The organism is Amycolatopsis kentuckyensis, assembly GCF_002155975.1.
Lineage (GTDB): Bacteria > Actinomycetota > Actinomycetes > Mycobacteriales > Pseudonocardiaceae > Amycolatopsis > Amycolatopsis kentuckyensis.
The window spans coordinates 26,200-45,854 of sequence record NZ_MUMI01000080.1 but is presented as its reverse complement, the minus strand read 5'-3'; the positions used below and the strand labels follow the sequence as shown (position 1 = coordinate 45,854).

Here is a 19,655-nt window from a genome sequence, read left to right as displayed (position 1 = left end):
CAGCCGGCTGCCCGACGTCCCCGACTCGGCGATGGCCGAGGTCAACCGCAACCTCGACCTGCTCGACACGCAGATCGACGAGGCCAACAAGCGGCTGATCAGCACCCGCGGCCAGGGCGGCCCCAACTTCGTCCAGAACGCCATCCTCGGCCCGCTCAAGGACAAGCGCGTCGCCACCATCGACCGCATGGCCATCGCGATCGGCCGCACCGCAGCCAAGCCGCAGGGCCTCGACGCCCTCGCCCCCTGCACGCTGAAGGAGCAGGCCGGCACCGGCGGCAACCCCGCGAGCAACGGCGGCGGTGCCCCCGGCGGCGCGGCCCAGCAGATCACCTGCCCGGACGTCGCGAGCAAGCTCCCCGCCGTCCCGGCGTCGGCCAAGGCCGAAGTGGACCGGAACCTCCAGCTGCTGAACACGCAGATCCAGGAGGCGAACCAGCGGCTCGTCAGCACCCAGGGCCAGGGCGGCCCCAACTTCGTCCAGAACGCCATCCTCGGCCCGCTCAAGGACAAGCGCGTCGCCACCATCGACCGCATGGCCATCGCGATCGGCCGCACCGCAGCCAAGCCGCAGGGCCTCGACGCCCTCGCGCCGTGCACCCTCGGCCAAGGCAACAACAACGGCGGCAACGGCGGTGCGACGGCCACGCCGCCGCTGCCCGGCCCGGACGCCAACAACGAGCTGCCCGACAACGACGGCGAAATCCAGCGCCCGGCCAAGGTGGGCATCACCTTCCACGGCAGCGCCGCCGGCAAGGTCGTCGCGATGCCGAAGTTCCTGCGCGCCCTCACCGGTGACGCCAAGCCGTCCATCAACGGCACCAAGAACACCCGCGCCGCGTGGACCTGCACCGGCTTCGAAAACCGGATCACCGACAAGTACCCGATCTGCCCCGAAGGCAGCAAGGTCGAGCGGATCCACGACTTCCCGAGCTGCTGGGACGGCAAGAACACCGACAGCGCCAACCACCGCACGCACATCGTGTTCCCGGACCAGAACGGCCGCTGCGCCGCCGGGTTCAAGGCCGTGCCCCAGCTGCGGATCACGCTCGTCTACGACATCCCGCACGACATCCAGGTCAAGAAGCAGTACAAAGTGGACTCGTTCCCGTCCGAAGAGCACAACCCCCTGTCCGACCACGACGACTTCGCGAACGTGATGTCGCAGAGCATCATGAACCAGCTCGTCAACTGCATCAACCGCAACAAGACCTGCAACGCCTGACCCGCGCGGGTGCCCGCCGCGGACGGCGGCGGGCACCCGTGAGGAGACACCGATGACGGTCCCGATCGTTCCGGGATTCCACCCCGACCCCTCGATCTGCCGGGTCGGCGACACGTACTACCTGGCGAATTCGAGCTTCGAGTACGTGCCGGGCGTCCCGATCCGGCGCAGTACCGACCTCGTGTCCTGGGAGCTCGTGGGGCACGCACTGACCCGGCCGAGCCAGCTGCCACCGTCCGACGGCGCGGCGAACACGGGCGTCTACGCCCCGACGCTGCGCCACCACGACGGCCGGTTCCACCTGGTCACCACGAACATCCTGGAAGCCGGCGGCCACCTGATCGTGACGGCGGAGGACCCGGCGGGCCCGTGGTCCGACCCGGTCCACGTACCCGGCACCACCGGCATCGACCCCGACCTCTGCTGGGACTCCGCCGGCGTCTGCCACCTCACGTGGGCCTCGTTCCGGCCGGACCTGCCGGGCATCGCGACCGTCCCGATCGACCTGGAGACCGGAGCGATGCTCGCCGAGCCCCGGCTGCTGTGGAACGGCACCGGCCTGGCCGCGCCGGAGGGGCCGCACCTGTACCGCGTCGACGGCTGGTGGTACCTGCTGCTCGCCGAAGGCGGCACCGAGCGCGGCCACGCCGTCACCATCGCCCGCGCCCGCACGCTGGAGGGTCCGTACGAGCCGGCGCCGGCGAACCCGATCCTGACCCACCGCAGCACGACGCACCCCGTGCAGAACACCGGGCACGCCGATCTGGTCCAGTGCGCCGACGGCAGCTGGGCGATGGTGTACCTGGGCGTCCGGCCGCGCGGCAAGACCCCGCAGTTCCACGTCAACGGCCGCGAGACGTTCCTGGCCGGCGTGGACTGGGTGGACGGCTGGCCGGTGGTGGCCGAGGACCGGTTCACCGTGCCCTCGGCGGACAACAGCTTCGTGGACGACTTCGCGTCCGCCGGGCTGCACCCGCGCTGGGTGGCTCCGGGCGCGCGTCCGGTCGTCCACCGGGCCGGTCCGGGCGAACTGGTCCTCAGTGGATCCTTGCTGACCCGGGCGCTGGACGAGTACTGGACGGCGGTGGTGCGCCTCGACGTTTCCCGGGGCACGGCCGCCTTCGTCGTCCGCATCGACGACCGGCACTGGTACGGCCTCACGGCGGACGGCACCACGGTGACGGCGACGGTCGCCATCGGCCCGGCCGTCCGGACGGTCACCGCTGTCGCGGCCGGTTCCCGGGTGTCCCTGCGGATCCGGGCGCTCGAGCCGCCGGTTTCGGGGCCGTTCCAGGAGATCACCGAGCCGGACCTCATCGAGCTTTCCGTCCTGGACGCCGAGGGCCGGGCGGACGTCCTGGGTTCGTTCGACGGACGGTACCTGTCCACCGAGGTCGCCGCGGGCTTCACGGGCCGCATGATCGGCGTGCGCGTCCTCGACGGCGTTGCCGGCCTGAGCGAATTCCGCTACTCGACCGACGTCGAACATCGGCAGAGCTTATCGAATTGAGCGGTTTTCATTGCTTTTCACGATGAGAGCCGGGTCGTAGCGTGACCGCCATGACCCCACAGCACGCGCTCTGGCTCCCGCTCTTCGACGACCTGGCCGACCCTGCGCTCGTCGCCCGCCTCGCCGCCGAAGCCAAAGAGGCGGGCTGGCACGGCTTCTTCGTGTGGGACCACCTGCGCTGGCGCGAGCCGGTGGCCGCCGTGGCCGATCCGTGGATCACCCTGGCCGCGATCGCCGTCACGACGTCGGCGCTGCGCTTCGGGCCGATGGTCAGCGCGATCACCCGCCGCCGCCCCGCCAAGCTCGCCCGCGAGACCGTCACCCTCGACCGGCTCGGCGGCGGCCGGCTCACGCTCGGCGTCGGCCTCGGCAGCGACCGGTTCGGCGAGGAGTTCTCCCGCACCGGGGAGGAGTGCGACGACCGGGTGCGGGCGCGCATGCTCGACGAAGCACTGGACGTCCTCGCCGCCGCCTGGTCCGGCGACGTCGTGGACCACCACGGCGAGCACTACACAGTGGACGGCATCCGGTTCCTGCCGACACCGGCGCGCCGGATCCCGGTCTGGGCGGCGGGTTTCCCGGGCAAGCTGCGCCCGATGCGCCGCGCGGCGTGCCTCGACGGCTACTTCCCGGTGAACCTCGGCTCCGCCGACCACTTCGCCGAAGCCGTGGCCCAGGTCGAGGCGCTGCGTGCCGGAACCGAGCCGTTCGACTACATCGCGGAGGTCGAGCCGGCAGACGAGCCTTCGCCGTACGCGGCGGCGGGCGCGACGTGGATCTTGACCGGCTTCGACCCCGAATCGCTGTCCGTCGACCACGTCCGCGGCGTCCTGCGCGACGGCCCCCGCTCCTGAGCGCTCACCCCAGTCCGGCGCCGTGCGCGGGTGTCAGGGAATCGCGACGGTCACCGGGCTCTCGAAGACCTCGAATCCGTGCCGCTCGTAGAGGCGGCGCGCCGGATTGCCGTCCGTGACGACCAGGCCGACCACCCCGAGCCCCGCCGCGGCCGCGCGGGCGAGCGTCCACCGGAGCAGCAGCGTCCCCGCCCCCGGGTACGCCGGGTGCCGGAACAAGTCCGTGATCAGGAAGCCGCCCCAGGGCACCTCACCCGGGAAGTCGTTGATCAGCAGCCCCGCCACCACCACGCCGTCGTGGCGGACCACACCACTCAACGGGGACAACGGCCCGTACGCCGTTCCGGCCACCAGCGCCTCGAACCGGTCACGCACCGCGGCGAGGTCCTCGTACTCGTGCCGGTAGTCCGGATGACCGGGCGCATACGCGGCCCGCCAGGCCGGGATCAGGTCGTCGACGGGCCCGGCGAACGGTTCACACCGGAGCGGCGACGCCGAGCTCTCCCCGCCTTCCCGAGGACGGGACAGGTCACAGGTCATGCGATGGGCCGCCCGGACCAGCCGCGCGCCACGGGCCACGAGTTCTTCGGCAAGGGACCGCGGGGCCGTGGCCACCCAGCCGGACATCTCACGCAGGGCGACGTCCGCGGCGCCGTCGCCGAGGACCTCCACCCGATCCGCCCACGGCCGCCCCGCGTTCTCCCGCCGGAGGTAGGAAAGCACCGGATCACCGGCGGCGTCGAAGCGAAGTTCCCGCACTCTTGTCCCCTGTCCGGGTGAAGTGGACCTGCGCGAGGAGCGCGGGCGCGAGCGAGCCCACCACCCCGACGAAGACCAAGGGCCACAGCAGGTCCCGCACCAGCAGCAGGACCGCGGTCGTGATCAGCAGCGCGTACCAGATCGCCATCGCGATCAGGAACCGGCGGAGCTTGCGTTGCGCGAACGCCGTCTGCTCCGGGCCGTCGCGGTAGGCGCCTTCGATGTCCGGCAGGTGCCTGCCCCGGCGGACCGGGTAGTCCGGCACGACGGTCACCGAAGCGATCCGCCAGCCGGTGGCGAGGACCGCGCGGTGGCGGCGACGCCAGTTCACCGCGGCGATGACCGAAAGCACCAGCCCGCTCCCGCCGGCGACCGTCCCGATCACGAGCACCCACGTCCAAGCCTGGTCGTCGTCGGTTTCGTCGAGCGTGCGCACCCGGCCGGGTCGGCGCGGCGCGCCGCCGGTCGTGCCGCCGCCCGAGGACGATGGCCCCGGCCGGAAAGGTGTTCTGCCACCGGCGGTGCGTCGTCGTGGGCCGGTCCATCCCCAGGGCCATCGCCTCAGCGTAGCCCCGGAAAACACGTCACGACCAGGCTCGACGACGGTGGCTCCGGTCGCCCGCCGGCCATCACAGGTTCGCGAGAGCGGCCCGCACCGCTTTCGCCTCCGGAGCCTTCAGCTCGTCGAACACGGCCAGTGCCTCCCGCAGCCGGGCGACGCCGTCCGGGATGTCGTCGGCTCTCAACGAACATCGACCGAGCCCTTCGAGCGCTCGGCCTTCCTGCAGGCGGATTCCGATGGCTCTCGACCGGTCGAGGGCTTGGCGGTAGAGCTCGCCGGGGTCGCCCGCTTCGGGCCAGGCCAGCGCGAGACCGCCGAGGTTGTTGAGGTTTTCGGCCTGCCACGCCCGGTCCCCGGCGAACAGGACCTGGGCGCGCTTCAGGTACCGGAGCGACAGCCTGAAGTTGCCGCCCGCGTGGTGCAGCCGGCCGAGGTTGTTCAGGGCGACCGCTTCCCGGGTTCGGCTGTCCAATCGGCTGTAGATGATCTGCGCACTGCTGTAACAGCTGTCGGCCATTCCGTAGTTGCCGAGCTCGAAGTGCATCCGGCCCAGGTTGTTCAACGCCCTGGCCTCGGTGTACCGGTCCCCCAGTTCGCGAGACAGGGAAAGCACCTGCCCGAAGATGTCGATCGCGCTCGCGTAGTCCCCGCAGACACCGTGAGTACAGCCGATGCAGAGCAAGCTCAGGGCCTCGCCGAGCCGGTTGCCGAGCTCGACGTACAGCGCCAGGGCCCGCTTGCCGTCGGCTCGGGCCGCGTCGTGCCGGCCGAGCCGGAACTGCACGCTCGCGAGGCTGGCGAGGGCGCCGGCGATCCCGAACGAATTCCCCAGCTTCTCGTACAGCGCGCGGGCCCGGGTGAGGTACTCGATCGCCTCCGGGTATTCGGAGAGCTCCATCCGCGCGAACCCGATTTCGGCCAGCGCCGCGGCTTCGCCGAGCCGATCGCCGGATCCGGCATACAGGTCCCGCGCTCGGATGAGGTCTTCGAGCGCCGCGGGATGGTCGCCGAGCAGGCTCTGCACCCGGCCCAGATCGGCGCGGGTGGCTGCTTCGTCCGTGAGGTTGCCGGTCGCTCGTTCCGCGGCCAGCACGGCTTGGTCGAGCCGGTGCGCGTCGTGCCAGTATCCGTGCTGCTCGAGATACGGGTGGAGAGCGACGGCGAGTTCCGCGGCCCGGTGCACGTGGTCGTGGGCCGCCGCAAAACCGATGCAGGCACCGAGGTTCGCGCGCTCCGCGCCCAACCACGCGATCGCCTCGCCTTCCGACGCGAATTCGTGCGCTCCCACCGGCGGCTCGGCGGCGATCTCCGGGCGCGGGCCGCGGGTGGCGACGAATCGAGTGGCGGACCGGACCGCGTGGAGGTAGTGGTCGAGCAGCCGTTCGAAGGCTTTGTCGTCACCGTCTTCGCTGCTCAGCGTCAGGCTGTAGGCCCGCGTCAGATCGTGCAGGCGGTAGCGGCCGGGTGCCACTTCCTCCAGCAGGTGGTTGAGGTACAGCGCATCGAGGCGTTCACCGGTCGTTTCCGGATCTTCTCCGTCGAGCGCCGCCGCCGCGTGTCCTTCGATCTGGGTGCCGGGGTGGAGGGCGAGGCGGCGGAAGAGCCGTTTCTCGTCCGGGCGCAGGTCCCGGTAGGAGAGGTCGAACGCCGCGGCGACGGTTCGATCGCCCGCGCGAAGCATCCTGATCCGGTTGCGGGAGCGCCGGAGGTCCTCGGCCAGCTGCTCGGGCGTCCAGCAGGGGTGGTTCCGCAGCCGGCCGGCCGTGAGCGTGATGGCCAGCGGCAGGTACCCGCACAGCGCCATCAGCTCGGCGACGGCCCGGGGATCGTACCGACGTGCCCCGGTGTAGCGCTGGAACATCGCGGCGGCGTCCTGCGGCGGGAGGGTCTGCAACGAGACGGGGCCGGCGTCGGCGACGGACTCGATCCGCCGCCGGCTGGTGATCAGCACCAGGCTTCCGGGGCTGCCCGGCAACAGCGGCCGGACCTGCTCGTCACCGACGGCGTCGTCGAGCAGCAACAGGATCTTCCGCCCCGCCAGTTTCTCCCGCCACAACCGGGCGCGGTCGTCCAGGCCGGCGGGGATGTCGATCGCCGGGACGCCCCAGAGGAGCAGCAGCGAAGCCAGGGCGTCACCGGGATCCACCGGTGCTTGCCCGGGACTGTGGCCGTGCAGTTCGAGGAAGACCTGGCCGTCGGGGAAACAGCCGGCGAGCTGGTAGGCGGCGCGGACCGCGAACGTCGTCTTCCCGATGCCCGGCATGCCGTCCACGACGTGTACGGCCATCCCCAGGGTGCCCTGGCCGGCGGCGGTGGACACCGTCGCCGTGAGCTCGGCCAGCTCCCGACCGCGGCCGGTGAAGGCGGGGAGGTCGCGGGGAAGCGTGGAGCGGCCGCTCACCGGGGCCGGGAAGGGCACCGCTTCCGGCCGCCGCGGCGGCTGCTCCGGTTCCTCCGGGAGGAGCTGCCCGGCACTCGGCGGATACGGGTGGTCCGGCAGGCTGATCCAGCCGACGGTGACCGTCTCCTTCACCGCCACCTGCACCGGCCGGAACGTGGCGGCGTCCACCAACGTGCTGCTGCGGACGACTTCGTCGAAGAACCAGCTCGAAGTGATCAGTGCGAGCGTTCCCGGCGATTCGGCCAAAGCGATCTTGAGCTGCGGTGCCTCGATGAGGCGAAATGTCTGATTGATCGCAGGTCCGGTCGCGCCCTGGTCGTCGTAGGCGACTTCTCCCGCGTGCAGCGCCATTCGCAGCCGGATCCGCTCTTCTGCCCGGTGTGTCTCATTGTGCCGCCGGAGTTCTCCGGCCAGAGACCCGGAAAGAACCTCGACAAAGGGACCCTTGAGGACCTGCGCCGGCACGAGCACGAGAGTTCCGTCGCCGGTGCTCTCGTGCCGGCAGTCGAACCAGGGCACCCCGGCCTCCTTGAAGGCGTGGCGGAGTGCGAGGTCGAGACCGTGCCGGACCACCAGGCGGTTCGGCGTGGTCCGACCGCGGTGACCGTAGTTTTCGATATCCACCGCGAGTACCGTGCGGTGGACAACCAGCCGTGAGTGCTCCATTTTTCCCCCCACGCACGTGCCCAGGATTCGAGGGTATGGACGGGCCCGCCGGGGCGGCAATCGTGGCGTCGGCGAACGGCGTGTCGGAGCGGACGAATGGTCTTTCGGGTAAAACCGACGTAAAAATCAATGGCGAGCGAAGGTCAACATCAACCATTCCCGGCTCTCATTGGCCGATGGACAGCAATTCCGCCGACGGAGAAGCGGCCCCGGATCAGTCCCGGAGCAGGTCGTCCAGGGTCAGGCCGGCCACCTCGTCCTGGCCGGGCAGCAGGTGGGCCGGGATCGGGTCGAATCCGCCTTCCTCGCCGGGCACCGCCCCGAACTCCTTCAGCGCGTCGAAGCGGTCAGCGACGTACCGCGCGACCACGGTGCGGTCGCGCGCGATCAGGTCCGGCGACCCCAGCGCCTCCGCGACGGCCTGAGCGCGGATTTCGCGGTAGCGCTCCACGTTGTCCGTCTGCCATTCGTAGGCGGCCCGCTGCTCCAGCTCGGCCAGGTTCGGAAAGCGCAGCTCATCGTGCTGGGTACGGCATTCGACGCGCACCACCAGGTAGTCGAACCCGGTCAGCAGGCCGGTGTCGGTCCGCAGCCTGCCCTCCGCCATCCGCAGGCTCGGCGGTACCTCTCGTTCCGGCGCGTTGACGACCACGAGGTGCCCGCCGCTCAGCACCTGGCCGCCCCCGCCCGCGGCGACGAGTGTGTGGTGCAGGCCGAGCACCGGCTTTTCGTCCTGCGTGGCCAGCACCGTGTCGAGTCCGGTACCGACCTTGTCCGCGATGGCCGCGGCCACGCTCAGCGGCGGCCCGATCAGCGACGCGATGCTCCCGCCGATCGCGACCGCGGCGGCCAGCGGACCCGCCACCGACGCCTGGTACAGCGCGGCCTCGACCTCCACCGTCCCGCCGGCGAACGGCAGCAGCGGCGTCATCGGGTAGTCGATGTACGCCCCGGGCGCGGCCAGCGTCGCGGCCGGTTTCGTGAAGCGCGTGAACGGCGTCAGCTGGTTGGCGAACGTGAGCGTCACTCCGCCGTGCAAGGCCGGGAAGTGCTTGTTGCCCCAGCTGACCGCCTTGGCGAGAAAGCCTTCGGCCAGCCACAGGCGGACGTACCCGTCGCCGGGCACGAGGGGTACGGCATCGGGCTCGGGGAAGAACTTCAGGGTGACGTGCTCGGCGTTGGCGCTGAACCAGGCCTTCACCCGTTCCCCGGCACGGCGCGCGAACTCGGTCATGGCCCTCCTTGGCTGCGCATGAACACCAGAACGTCGACGCACGCGTCGGCCGCGGGGCGTTCCGCCTTGTACACCATCGTTTTCAGGCTCGCGACGAGCCCGGTCAGTTTCGCGGCGTTCAGCACTTCCGCCCGGCCGACCGACCGCCAGATCAGGTCGACCGCGTCCTTGGCCAGGTCGTCGGGCAACGGCGGCAGAACGAGCACCGCGTCCGCCGCGTTGTCCATCGCCGCCGCGGCGGCCCGGACGAATCCGTCGTGGTCGCTGTCCAACGGCCGGGGCGGACCGTCGGCGGGCTCGGCCTGCAGCACGAGCAGCGCGACTTTCTCGCGGGTCACCGTCTGCAGGTCGAACAGCTCTTCGCGGTGTTCGGCGCCCCGGCTGGTCTCCCGGGCGGCCTGGCCACTCGCGTCCCGCACCCGGATCTGCCAGCCCGCCGACGACCGCACCGGTGTCCCGACCAGCTGGACCAGCCGTCGTGGCCCCGGAACGTCGTTCCAGGCCCGGCCGGGCCGCAGCCGGACCGGCCCGTGGAACGCCTCCGAGCGCTCCCGCCACTCCTGGAGCAGGATCGTCCGGCGCACGCCGGGCAGCCACCGGACCAGCACCAGGCGCGCTATCACCCGAGCGGACAGGCCGGCCGTCAAGGCCCGTTCCCAGGAGCCGATGAACTGCAGGTCACGGGGAGCGTCGAGGAGCACGACGAAGACGTCGACCGCGATCCACGGCTCGGCGAAGAGGGGCACTCGCCGGATGGCCTCGGGCAGTTCCGTCCCGTCCCACTCGAACTCGTCGGTCCACACGGCCGTGGCGAGCCGGTCCCGCTCCCGGGACCTCCTGGGCTCACGGCCGAACTTCTCCGGCTCCTGGTGCGGGAAGACGGTCACCGCGAGGTGCTCGCCGTCAGGCGCCAGCACCACCCGTCGCGTCTCGAACATCCGGCCCGACTCGCTCACGCAAACAGCCAGGTAGAAGACCAACGGCACCAGGCCGACGACGACCATCCAGAAGGGTGAACCCCCGAAGAACGCGACCACGCCGGCCCCGACGCAGCCGAACAGCGTGCCCACGACGAGCCAGAACACGAACTCGGCCACGGTACGCGTGGCCCGCAACCGCCGGAAGCGGTACCCGAAGCCGTGCACGGACTGCCCGGCCACGGCGAACCGGGAGCGTGCCCAGTCGGCGAACAACCGCCACCGGCTCGGGTCCGCGGGTTCGGGGCGGGCCGGGGGCTGGAGCAGCAACTCGTTCGCGTAGTCGACGCCGCGCTGACAGCCCCCGGCGGCCAAGTTGCTCCTGGCGTGGCGGAGCAGAGGGCCCGCCTCTGCCCGGGATCCGAGCAGAGCCTGGATCTCACCCGACATCAGGTAGCCGCGGCCTTCGGCGAGAACACCACCGACGGGGAACTGCGCGCCGTCGGCGTACGGTGCCGATTCCCAGATGTCGAGGTGGTCCACCGCCCATCCGGTGGGGTCGGGTGGCTCCCCGCGAGACGGGTCGCAGCGCCACCGGCCGTAGGGCGAGCAGTATTCGGCCCACCGGGGATCGTCGGCCTCGCCGAGAAGTCTCAACACGAGCCAGGCTTCGTCGCGCAACCGCGGCGAGCCGTCGTAGGCGAGCCCCTGCACCGGCGCGTACTGCGTCGAACGCGCCGCACGGCACAGCCGCAGCAACGCGAGGTCGCAGGCCGTGATGATTTCCGCCTGATCGCCCGCGGCGACGGCCGCCGCCCGGTGGTCGTTCAGGATTCGGGCAGCGTCGGCGTAGTGGCCTTGCAGCGTCAGCGCGTCCGCGAGCACGATCACCAGAGCACGGGCAAACCCGCTGTGCAGCCAGGGAACCGGCTCTCCGGGCGGGATCGTGAGCGAACCCGCCGGCGCGAAATCGACGGTGTGGGCCAACCGGTAGTCGACCAGCGCGGCGTACAGCCGGTCGGAATCGATGTCGCCGTAGCCGCCGTTCGCCTCGTCCCGCCACCTGCGCTGGGTTTCCTCGTCGAGCGGTTTGCCGCCGTGGAGCGCGATCAGCACTCGCCCCAGGCGCAGCCGGTCACCCAGCCCGCGGGGAGCCACCCAGTCCGGCCAGACCTCGGGCTCGCGGTCCGCGCCGAAGGCGGCGAGCCGTTCGTCGAGCAGCTCGGCGATCCCCTCGACGTCCCGGCTCTGCAGCCACCGCCCGGCGAGCATGACGAACGCCCCGTCCGCGATCGACCGGTCGCCCGGCCCCAGCGTCTCGATGAGCCGCAGGACATCGTCGGTGACGTCGAGCGACGCGGCCACCATGGCCTCCAGCGCCGCGAGCGCGGCGTCCGGGGGCTGGTGTACGACCAGCCGGTCCCGGAGGTTCCCGGCCGCGATCTCGCCGAGTTCGGCTCGCGAGACGAGCACGTGCACGGCCGAGGGAGCCGGATGCCGGACGGCATGGGTGCCGACGGTGTCCCAGAGCGCGGCCAGCCCCTCGTGGTGTCCACTGTGGATGCGCGCCGAGGCCTCCGTGGCCAGGACCGCGGCCAGGACGGTCGGGGCGTGGTCACGGATCCGGGCTCGCTCCATCGCCGCCACCCGCGGCGCCACCTGCAGTGCCCACGCCCATTCGCCGTGACGCAGGATCTCGTCGTCGATCTCGTCCCACAGCACCCCGGCTTCGGCCGGGGGAAGCAGCCGGACCGCCGCCAGGACCGTCGCGGTCGCCACCTCCGGCAGCGGTCCCCGGCGGATCACCGCGGCCGCGTCCCGGCCCAGCGCGGCCAGGTCCGCCGCCGGGCGGTCCGAGCGTTCGAGCACCGCGCGCAACCGCTCGCGGAGGTGTTCGTCGACCTCGATCACCCGCGGCATGCCGTCGTCTCCGACGTGGCGGACCTGCACCCACTCCTGCGCGGAAAGACCGTCGAAGGCTGCCGCGACGTCCACCCCGAGCCGCGTCAGCGCCGGGGTGATCAAGGCCCGGTCGAACGCCCCGAGCGCCACCGCCACCGGCAGGGCCGCGAGGACGTCGCGATCCTGGATCCGGCTGAGGATCCGGCGCTCGACATAGGGATCCACGACCGTCGCGGCCAGCGCGGCGAGGTCGAAGTTCGACTCGTCCCGCACCCAGTCGCACAACCCGGCCAGCTCGAAGGGGTTGTACCGGTCGCCGTCGGCCGAGCGCTCCAGCAGGACCCGGTGCAGCCGTTCGGGAATCTCCCGTTCGCCGAAGTACCCGAGCGCGTCGTCGCGGGTGAACCCGCGCATCGGCACGACCCGGACGTAGTCGTGGCGGTGCAGGATCGGGCCGCTGTAGGACGCGTCGTCCGGCTTGACCAGGTAGCGGCGCCCGGCGAGCACCACCCGCACGCCGGAATTCCGCTTGTGCAGGCGTTCCAGCAGGTCGAAGGTCTGATCGATGGCCGGGGCACTGGCGCCCGCCGCGTACAGCTTCGCGAGCTCCTCGCACGTGTCGAGCACCAGCACGACCGGCGACGGCAGTTCGCCGAGGAATTCGGCGAACCGGTTGATCGCTTTCACCCGCAGGTCTTCGACGCTGCTCCGGTCGGGATCGGAGCGCGAAAGCTCCTCGTGCACCGCGTCGGCGGCATCGCGGACCGCGCGGTAGCGGTGCTCGGCGCCCCGTGAGGTGGCGAACCCGAGCAGCTCGTCGGTCATCGCGAGGAGCAGCTCGGCCGGGCGCCGCTCCGGGTAGCGCGGATCGAGGTGGTCGAAGTCCACGCGCGCCACCGGGAAGCGCGGGATTCCGTGGTCCTCGGCCAGCTTCCCGGACGCCAGGTAGCGCACGGTCATCGTCTTGCCGACGCCCGCGTTGCCGAACAGGTGCACCGCCCACCGCTCGTCGCGGCGGGTGACCAGGTCGGTCAGCGCGCCTTCGATCTCCGCCCGCCGGTGGTAGCCGTCCAGGTGCCCGAGGTCGTCGCGCGTGCGGTACTCGCGGTCGAGCCGCCACTTCGCCCGCTTCACCGCGTCCTCGAGCGGCCCGCCGATGATCTCGCCGACCACCCGCGACGTCGTCACGACCGTCGCCGCGGCCGGCAGATCGTCCTCGCGAAGGAGGGTTTCGATCCGGTCGAGCAGCAGGCCGCCGGACGGGTCGGCCTGGAAATCCCGGACCTGCAGCCAGGTGCGCAGCTCCGGCAGCCGCTGGCCGGCGACTCGGGTGCAGACCTCCTCGTAGAAGCCGACGACGACCATGGGGTCCATCCGGTCGCGCAGGTAGTCGCCCAGTTCCCGGCGGCGGTGCGGACGGACCCAGAACGACCGCAGCACTCCCCCCGCCGCCTGCCGGTACTCGACGAGGTCGGCCTGCGCGAGCCGCTCGACGAATTCGGCCAGCACGCCGCTCCAGTGCAGGCCGAGCCGGCCGGCCAGCTCGGGTGTCCACTCCGGGAGCAGGCCGAGCAGGCACAGCGTCCCGTCGTCGAACTCGGCGAACGCCCGCGCCGGCGCGTCCTCCTGCCATTCCTTCAGCTGCCGCAGCAGCTCTTCGGCCGTGAACTCGCTCATCGCATCAGCCCCAGGTAGCGGGTCCAGGTGGCGAAATCGTCGTCGGCGACGAAGGCACCGCTCAGCTGCAGCGAATGCGCGACCTTGTAGAACAACGGGTTGCGGACGTGTGCGGGCTTGCCGTCGAGCATGTCGAACAGCGACCGCACGAAGTCCCGGTCGGCGTCGGGCTTGGCCGCGTAGACCTTGCGCTCGGCCTCGGTGTCGCGCCGCCAGGGATTGAGCAGGATCCACTGGAACCCGAGCAGCGCCTCGTCGTCGTCCAGCGCCTCCAGCGGCGGGAAGGCGTAGCCGGGCTGGCCGTATTTGACTTCACTGAACGACCTCAGCAATGGTCCGCATTCGTTTTCCGCCAGCGAAGCGGTGAACACGAAGGGCGCGGCGCGGTCCGGACGGCCGAGGCCCTTCTCGCCCGCCTCTCGCAGGATCGCGATCAGCTCCTCGACGAACGGCCAGCGGTGGATTTCGTCCGCGAGCAGCACCACTCTGCTGTGTGTCCCGAACGGCTCTCCCAGCGCCTCGGTCACCTCGGCGAACGCCGCGAGGTCGTGGCCGAGCGACAGCCGGACCAGACCGGCCACGAGCCGGTCGGGAGCACGGACGAACCCGTCGAGGGCCAGCGTCAGCGCCTCCAGCGAGCCTTCCTGCACGCTCTCGGGGTAGTACGGATCGAGGAGCTTGAAGCGGGGCAGCGTGAGCTCGAATTCTTCGGCCAGCCTCAGCACCGAACCGAACACCTCGGCCACGAAGCCACGCAGGTCCGCGGGCGATTTCGTCGGCGCGTACGGTCCCAGCACCAGCGGGACGTGTCCGCGCATCAGCAGCTGGTAGCCCATCTCCCGGAGCAGCCGCGTACCGCCGAGGCCGGACAGCGAGCCGTGCCGCACCACGCCGATCACCCCGAGCGGGCGGCGCAGGTCGAACATGTCGTCCACGTGCTCGAGGATCGCGGCGCGGCCGATGAACACCGGTGCCTGCCGCAGCTGCAGGTCCCGGGCGGCCTTGATCAGCCATGCCGCGGCTTCGCGGTTCACCGGGCGGAAGTCCGGCGCCACCGACTCGGCGACGAACAGCGCGGGCATCGCCCAGTCCAGCTGCCGTCCCGGCTCGATCCGGCTCAGCGCGGCCCGGCGCCCCTCGGCGACGGCCTTGGCCAGCGGAGTCCCGTCGCTGATCGCTTCGACCAGGCGGCGGCTGTAGAGGCGGCACGCCTGCTCGCTGACCTCGCCCGCGACCGCCGACACGATCGGGATGCCCCGCGCCACCAGCTCGGCGGCCAGCGGGCCCGACGGCATCGGCTCCGCGGTCTCCCCGGATCCGGTGCGGCACGCGCTGAGCACGACGGCGATCGGGCTTGCGCCGCCGCTGGTCAGCGCGGGCACGAGGACGTCCGCGTTCGCCCAGCCGTCGGCCAGCCGGATCGCGCCACGGCCGTCGACCACGTCGCCGTGCGCCACGAGGTGGACCACGTCCGGCTGGAATTCCGCGCAGTGCCGGGCCAGGTCCTCGACCTTGACGCCTTGCACGGCCTTCGCGGCGCACACGCCGTCGGCGTCGAAGGCTCGCAGCAGCCCCATGAACATCGCGCCGGGCCGGATCGTGTCGTCCAGCAGTGCGCCGCCGACCGCGAACAGCACCCGCGGCGTTCGCTGGATCGTGTCCAGCGCACGAGCCTGCCTCGGGACCAGCCGGGTGATGCCGACCAGCAGCCCGGCGTCGTTCGCCAGCGGGATCCCGTTGTGGCACATGGCTTCCCAGGTCATCTGGTGCAGCACGACCTGGTCGAGCGGCCAGCGCAACGCGAGCTCGACGCCCTTCGCCTCCTTGACGCACGGCAGGTCGACGATATCGGCCCACACCGGTTCGAGCAGGCAGGTGAACAGCCATTCCCCGTAGGCGTAGACGTCTCCGTCGCCGGTGCGCCGGTTCTCGATCCGGGTCAGCCGCTTGCCCAGCTCGACCCCGTCGATTTCGCCCCGGTGGGGCACGGTCAGCTCGCGGTCGTCGCAGTCGACGGTCATCGACTCCATGGCGAACTCCGCCGAGAGGCCATCGCCGGAGACCCGCACGAGCCAGCCCGGCCCGCGCGGCGCGACGTCGATGACGATTCTAGGCAGGTTCACCGTCGGCGGCCCTTTCGACGAGCAGCTCACCCAACGCGTCGGCCAGCTCCTCGAGTTCCGGTTCCCCAGGCGGCGCGAGCACTCCCGGTGCGCCACTGCGCGCCAGCGTCGACACCGTACCGGTGTGCAACGCTCCCAGCGCGTCGTCCTTGCCGGCGCTGGTGAGCGCACGATAGCGGTGCACGGCCGCGGCGGCGAGCACGCGCGGCGCTTCCGGCGAGCCGAGCGCGCCGATCGCCGGCTCGGGCCGGGTCAGCTGCGCCGCCCACGACCGCAGGCGCTGCCCGGGGGTGACGACCTCGTCGAGTGCGAGCGAGCGCAAGGTGCCGGTGCCGAGCCGAACGTCGAGCAGCGCGTGCACGACGTCGGGCAGCACGGCCAGGTGCGTGGCCGCGGCGGCGTCCTCGGCCGCGGCGGCCACGGCGGCGTCGGGAACGTCATCCGGCGCGCCGAGCGCCTTGAGCGTCTCGCCGAGGAAGGCGAGCCGGACCAGCGGCGCCGGGTAGCCGCCACGAGGACGGAGCAGGTGTTCCGGTGGGCCGTACTGCAGCTCGTCGATCGCCCAGGCCGCGGCCGGGCCGACCATGAGCACCGAGTACAGATCGGCGAAAACCTCGTTGTGCCATCGGGTCCAGTCCTGAACCAAGTCAGGCCGGACGGCGTCGCGCAGGGCCGCGCGGACGGCGCCGGCGAGGTCGAGGTCCAGCAGCACGTGGTGGCCGGTCTCGTGGGCGGCGAGCACGAGCCACCAGCCTTCGCGCACCGCGGTTTCGGGCAGCGCGATCACCGGGATCGGCAGCCGGTCGACGAACTCGGCGACCGGATCGTCGACCGCGGGCCGCAGCTCCGAGGGGACTTCGCAGCGGCGCCGGGCGAGGGCGTCCACCCGGTTGTCGACGAAACACAGCGGCCCGGTCGGCGGCTTGCGCTTCAGCGCGGCGAACCCCTCACCCCAGCAACTGCGGGCGAGCTCGTCGGCGGCCCCGAGCACGGCGGGATGACCGTCCGGCAGGCGCTGGTCGTACTTCTCGGCGTACCAGAGGAACAACCGCCGCACCGTGGCCAGCCCACGATCGGCGCGCCGGCACCGTTCGTACCCGGCGGCGGTGTCCGGCGCCTCGACGGCGAGCTCGACGGCGAGCCGGTCGAGCATCCGGCTCAGGACGGTGTCCAGCGTGTGCAGATGCGAGGCGAACCGGTGGAACAGCGGATCCCCCCGGCGCAGGTCCAGCCAGCCGCGGATCTGCGCGGCGAGCGCATCCACGGCTGTCCTGCTGCGCGCGACCCGGCGGGTCAGCCGCCCGACATCGCCGCCGATCGTCGCGGCCGCCGAAGCCACGTTCCCTCCCGCGTGCTCGTCGTCACCGATGAGTCGCCGGAGGAACGCGGTTGGTTACACCCCGCCCCCAGAGATCACCGTGCTGTCGTCGCCGTGCGGTGCCACACTTCGCGCCATCGCCTGCCACACCAGACGGGCCTTTTCCACTTCGTCCACCGCACGGAGAAGCGACGAAGGATCGTCGTCGAGCCGTCACGATCCTATCTAGGTGGCGCGAACCCATACCCCGCAGCGACAACCACTCCGGTGACACCGACGATCGCCGTCTCACGTCCGCTCGCGCGCCGGCGTCCTCTCGCGACGGGCGAGAGCCCGCTGTGCCGGGACCGCGTGAACCCGTTTTCGCCCGCGAGCGAATACGAGGTACATGGTCCACTCATCGAGCGAGAGGCAGTGGATTGACGACTCGGGCAAGCACGCATCTCCGGCGAACCGGTTTACTGAGTGCTGCACTGGTATCGGGACTGCTGGCGGTATCGGGCGTCCAGGCGGTGGCGGCACCGGTCTACCAGCTGACGCTGCGCATGATCGACCGCAACGGCGCCGTGGCGACCGCGAACTCGCGCGCGACGATCGACGTGATCAGCCTCAGCGGTGGCGGCCGTATGCGCGACGTGCCCGCGGGCAGCACCCTACGGCTGCCCGCTGACCGTTACGCGCTGGTGGGCAGCCTGATCACCCCGCGCCCCGGGCTGGACCCCTCGATGGCCGCGATGGCCCACCCGGAGCTCAACCTGACGCGCAACACCACCGTCACCCTGGACACCCGCCAGACCGCGAAGGTCACCGCGAACGTCGACCAGCCCGAGGTGACCGGGGGCAGTTCGCTGGTCGAGATGGGAGTGCGCCTGGGCGCCGACCAGACGCAGTCCCTGTTGTTCCCGTTCGACCAGCGCTTCCACGAGATGTTCGCCGGCACCCTGCCGGGTACCTCGTCGGCCGCCTTCTACTTCGGCGCCAGCCACCGCCTGGAACAACCGCGGCTGGAGCTGTTCGGCGAACAGCCGGACCGCTTCCCGGTCCCCACCACGGCGGTCGGCGCACCCCTGCCGGTGGGGTCACGGACGCCCGCGCTGGCGTTCGGCGGCGCGGGTCGCCAGGAGGACCTGGCCGGAGTCGAGGTGCGCGACCGGCTGGCGGTACTCGAACTGCCCTGGGACACCACCCCGGAGACGCTGGCCGAACGGGTCGCCGCGGTGCGCGAACACGGTGGCGCGATGGTGGCCGCTTGGCTGCCTTCTGCCGACGCGGTGCGCCAGGGTACGGAGCTGGCGGGGCAGCCGGGCAGCCGAATCGCGGCCGCGGCGAAACCGACCGGGGAACTGACCGGCGCCAAGGCCGCCGAGGCACTGGCCCTGCCGACCGTCCAGATCGCCGGCGCGAACGCCGCCCGGTTCGCCGCGCTGGCCCGGACCGGTGACGGCACCGCGGCCGTGATCGCCCGTCCGGAAATCCGGGACGCCTACGAACTGTCCTTTCCGGCCACCGGGCGGGTCCCGGCCCAACTCGAGCACTCGGTGCGCAAGTCCGAGCTCGCGGCGGTGACCATGGCTTTCCACGGCTACTCGGCGGAGTCCCCGCCCCAGCTGCACGCGATCCACCGGGTGGCGGGGGTAAGCCTGGGAACGTCCCGGCTGGGCTACGGAACACCGGGGCTCGTGCGGGCGGAACGCCAGGAGTACTACACGCCGGGCACCTGGGCCTTCCTCAATGCGCTGGTGAGCCAAACTCCGAGCGCCGGCGGTGACCTGCGCGGCGAGGAGCTCTTCGCGGCGGGCAAAAGCGACCGGCTGGCCTGGAACGGTGCGGTCACCGGCCCCGGCTTCCGCGGCAAGCGCGCCTATCCGGCCGACTTTCCCTGGGCCGCACGCACCACGCAGGAGATCGACATCAGCATCCCGTTGTTCTCCGACGGTGCCGGGCACACCGGAACCGCCGACCTGGACGCGCCGGGTGACCGCGGCAGCACCACGCTCTACCGCGAAGGCCGGCTTTTCGGTAGCCAGGCGACTCCCGGGCGCGCGGTGTTCGTGGCGCCGACCGAAGAGGCCGGCTACCGGCTGACCACCGAGGCGGAGCGCGACGAACCCTGGGCGCCGTTGTCCACCAAGGTCTCCGCCGAATGGACCTTCCGCAGCGGATACGTCCAGGGACCGAGCCGAGCGCTGCCGCTGCTGGAGGTGCGGTACGCCCCGGCGGTGGACCTGGCCAACAGCGCGCCGGGCGGCGGCACCTTCACCGTCCCGGTCACCGTGTCCCGGCAGGACGGTCCCGCCGCGATCGCCGGCCTGGAGGTCGAATCGTCCTACGACGGTGGCATCAGCTGGCAGCCCGCGAAGGTGAGCGGGCAGGACGGCCGGTACAACGCCGAGCTCCGCCACCCGGCGACCGGATCTGTATCCCTGCGTGCGGAAGCCGCCGATGCCGACGGGAACACCACGGTCCAGAGCATCATTCACGCTTACCGGCTCCGCTGACACCGGTTG

The 19,655-nt window shown here is 71.6% G+C and carries 11 protein-coding genes; 4 read left to right on the top strand and 7 right to left on the bottom strand.

Annotated features, from left to right (window positions below):
• From CCN39_RS08865 to CCN39_RS08855, 3 genes are all read left to right on the top strand, one after another.
• The coding region (locus tag CCN39_RS08865; RefSeq protein WP_086840218.1) for a DUF1996 domain-containing protein at positions 1 to 1,225 on the top strand (1,225 nt) is incomplete at its 5' end.
• A 52-nt stretch (positions 1,226 to 1,277) separates the two neighbouring features.
• A complete protein-coding gene (locus CCN39_RS08860; protein ID WP_086840204.1) occupies positions 1,278 to 2,735 on the top strand; it encodes a glycoside hydrolase family 43 protein in 1,458 nt (485 codons plus the stop codon).
• A gap of 50 nt (positions 2,736 to 2,785) precedes the next feature.
• Positions 2,786 to 3,589, top strand: a complete 804-nt coding sequence (locus tag CCN39_RS08855) for an LLM class flavin-dependent oxidoreductase (protein ID WP_086840216.1) — start codon at positions 2,786 to 2,788, stop codon at positions 3,587 to 3,589.
• Between the two features lie 33 nt (positions 3,590 to 3,622).
• On the opposite strand, the gene CCN39_RS08850 is transcribed toward CCN39_RS08855, so the two are convergent.
• The 7 genes from CCN39_RS08850 to CCN39_RS08820 all read right to left on the bottom strand — a co-directional run bounded on the left by CCN39_RS08850 (position 3,623) and on the right by CCN39_RS08820 (position 17,169).
• Entirely contained in the window at positions 3,623 to 4,348 is a 726-nt protein-coding gene (locus CCN39_RS08850; RefSeq protein WP_208630182.1) for a GNAT family N-acetyltransferase, read from the bottom strand.
• Positions 4,317 to 4,784, bottom strand: a complete 468-nt coding sequence (locus tag CCN39_RS08845; protein WP_086840202.1) for a hypothetical protein — start codon at positions 4,782 to 4,784, stop codon at positions 4,317 to 4,319. The genes CCN39_RS08850 and CCN39_RS08845 overlap by 32 nt, the downstream gene beginning before the upstream one ends.
• Before the next feature lie 193 nt (positions 4,785 to 4,977).
• Complete coding sequence (locus CCN39_RS08840; RefSeq protein ID WP_244210671.1) at positions 4,978 to 8,037, bottom strand: ATP-binding protein; 3,060 nt, start codon at positions 8,035 to 8,037, stop codon at positions 4,978 to 4,980.
• Positions 8,038 to 8,191: 154 nt separating this feature from the next.
• The gene (locus CCN39_RS08835; protein WP_086840198.1) at positions 8,192 to 9,211 is read right to left on the bottom strand and encodes a hypothetical protein; all 1,020 of its coding nucleotides are present in this window, start codon (positions 9,209 to 9,211) and stop codon (positions 8,192 to 8,194) included.
• Positions 9,208 to 13,707, bottom strand: a complete 4,500-nt coding sequence (locus CCN39_RS08830) for an ATP-binding protein (protein WP_086840196.1) — start codon at positions 13,705 to 13,707, stop codon at positions 9,208 to 9,210. Before CCN39_RS08830 ends, CCN39_RS08835 begins: the two co-directional genes overlap by 4 nt.
• Positions 13,704 to 15,830, bottom strand: a complete 2,127-nt coding sequence (locus tag CCN39_RS08825; RefSeq protein WP_143263991.1) for a CHAT domain-containing protein — start codon at positions 15,828 to 15,830, stop codon at positions 13,704 to 13,706. The genes CCN39_RS08830 and CCN39_RS08825 overlap by 4 nt, the downstream gene beginning before the upstream one ends.
• On the bottom strand, positions 15,817 to 17,169 hold the full coding sequence (locus tag CCN39_RS08820; RefSeq protein WP_086840191.1) for a hypothetical protein: 1,353 nt from the start codon (positions 17,167 to 17,169) through the stop codon (positions 15,817 to 15,819). Before CCN39_RS08820 ends, CCN39_RS08825 begins: the two co-directional genes overlap by 14 nt.
• A 491-nt stretch (positions 17,170 to 17,660) precedes the next feature.
• Here CCN39_RS08820 and CCN39_RS08815 point away from each other — a divergent pair, with 491 nt between their 5' ends.
• Complete coding sequence (locus CCN39_RS08815) at positions 17,661 to 19,646, top strand: hypothetical protein (protein WP_086840189.1); 1,986 nt, start codon at positions 17,661 to 17,663, stop codon at positions 19,644 to 19,646.
• Positions 19,647 to 19,655 lie beyond the last annotated feature (9 nt).

What these genes read in the sequence shown, in the direction of transcription:
- CCN39_RS08860 (WP_086840204.1), top strand. Translation starts at nt 1,278, where the DNA reads ATGACGGTCCCGATCGTTCCGGGATTCCACCCCGACCCCTCGATCTGC.
- CCN39_RS08855 (WP_086840216.1), top strand. Translation starts at nt 2,786, where the DNA reads ATGACCCCACAGCACGCGCTCTGGCTCCCGCTCTTCGACGACCTGGCC.
- CCN39_RS08835 (WP_086840198.1), bottom strand. Translation starts at nt 9,211, where the DNA reads ATGACCGAGTTCGCGCGCCGTGCCGGGGAACGGGTGAAGGCCTGGTTC.
- CCN39_RS08830 (WP_086840196.1), bottom strand. Translation starts at nt 13,707, where the DNA reads ATGAGCGAGTTCACGGCCGAAGAGCTGCTGCGGCAGCTGAAGGAATGG.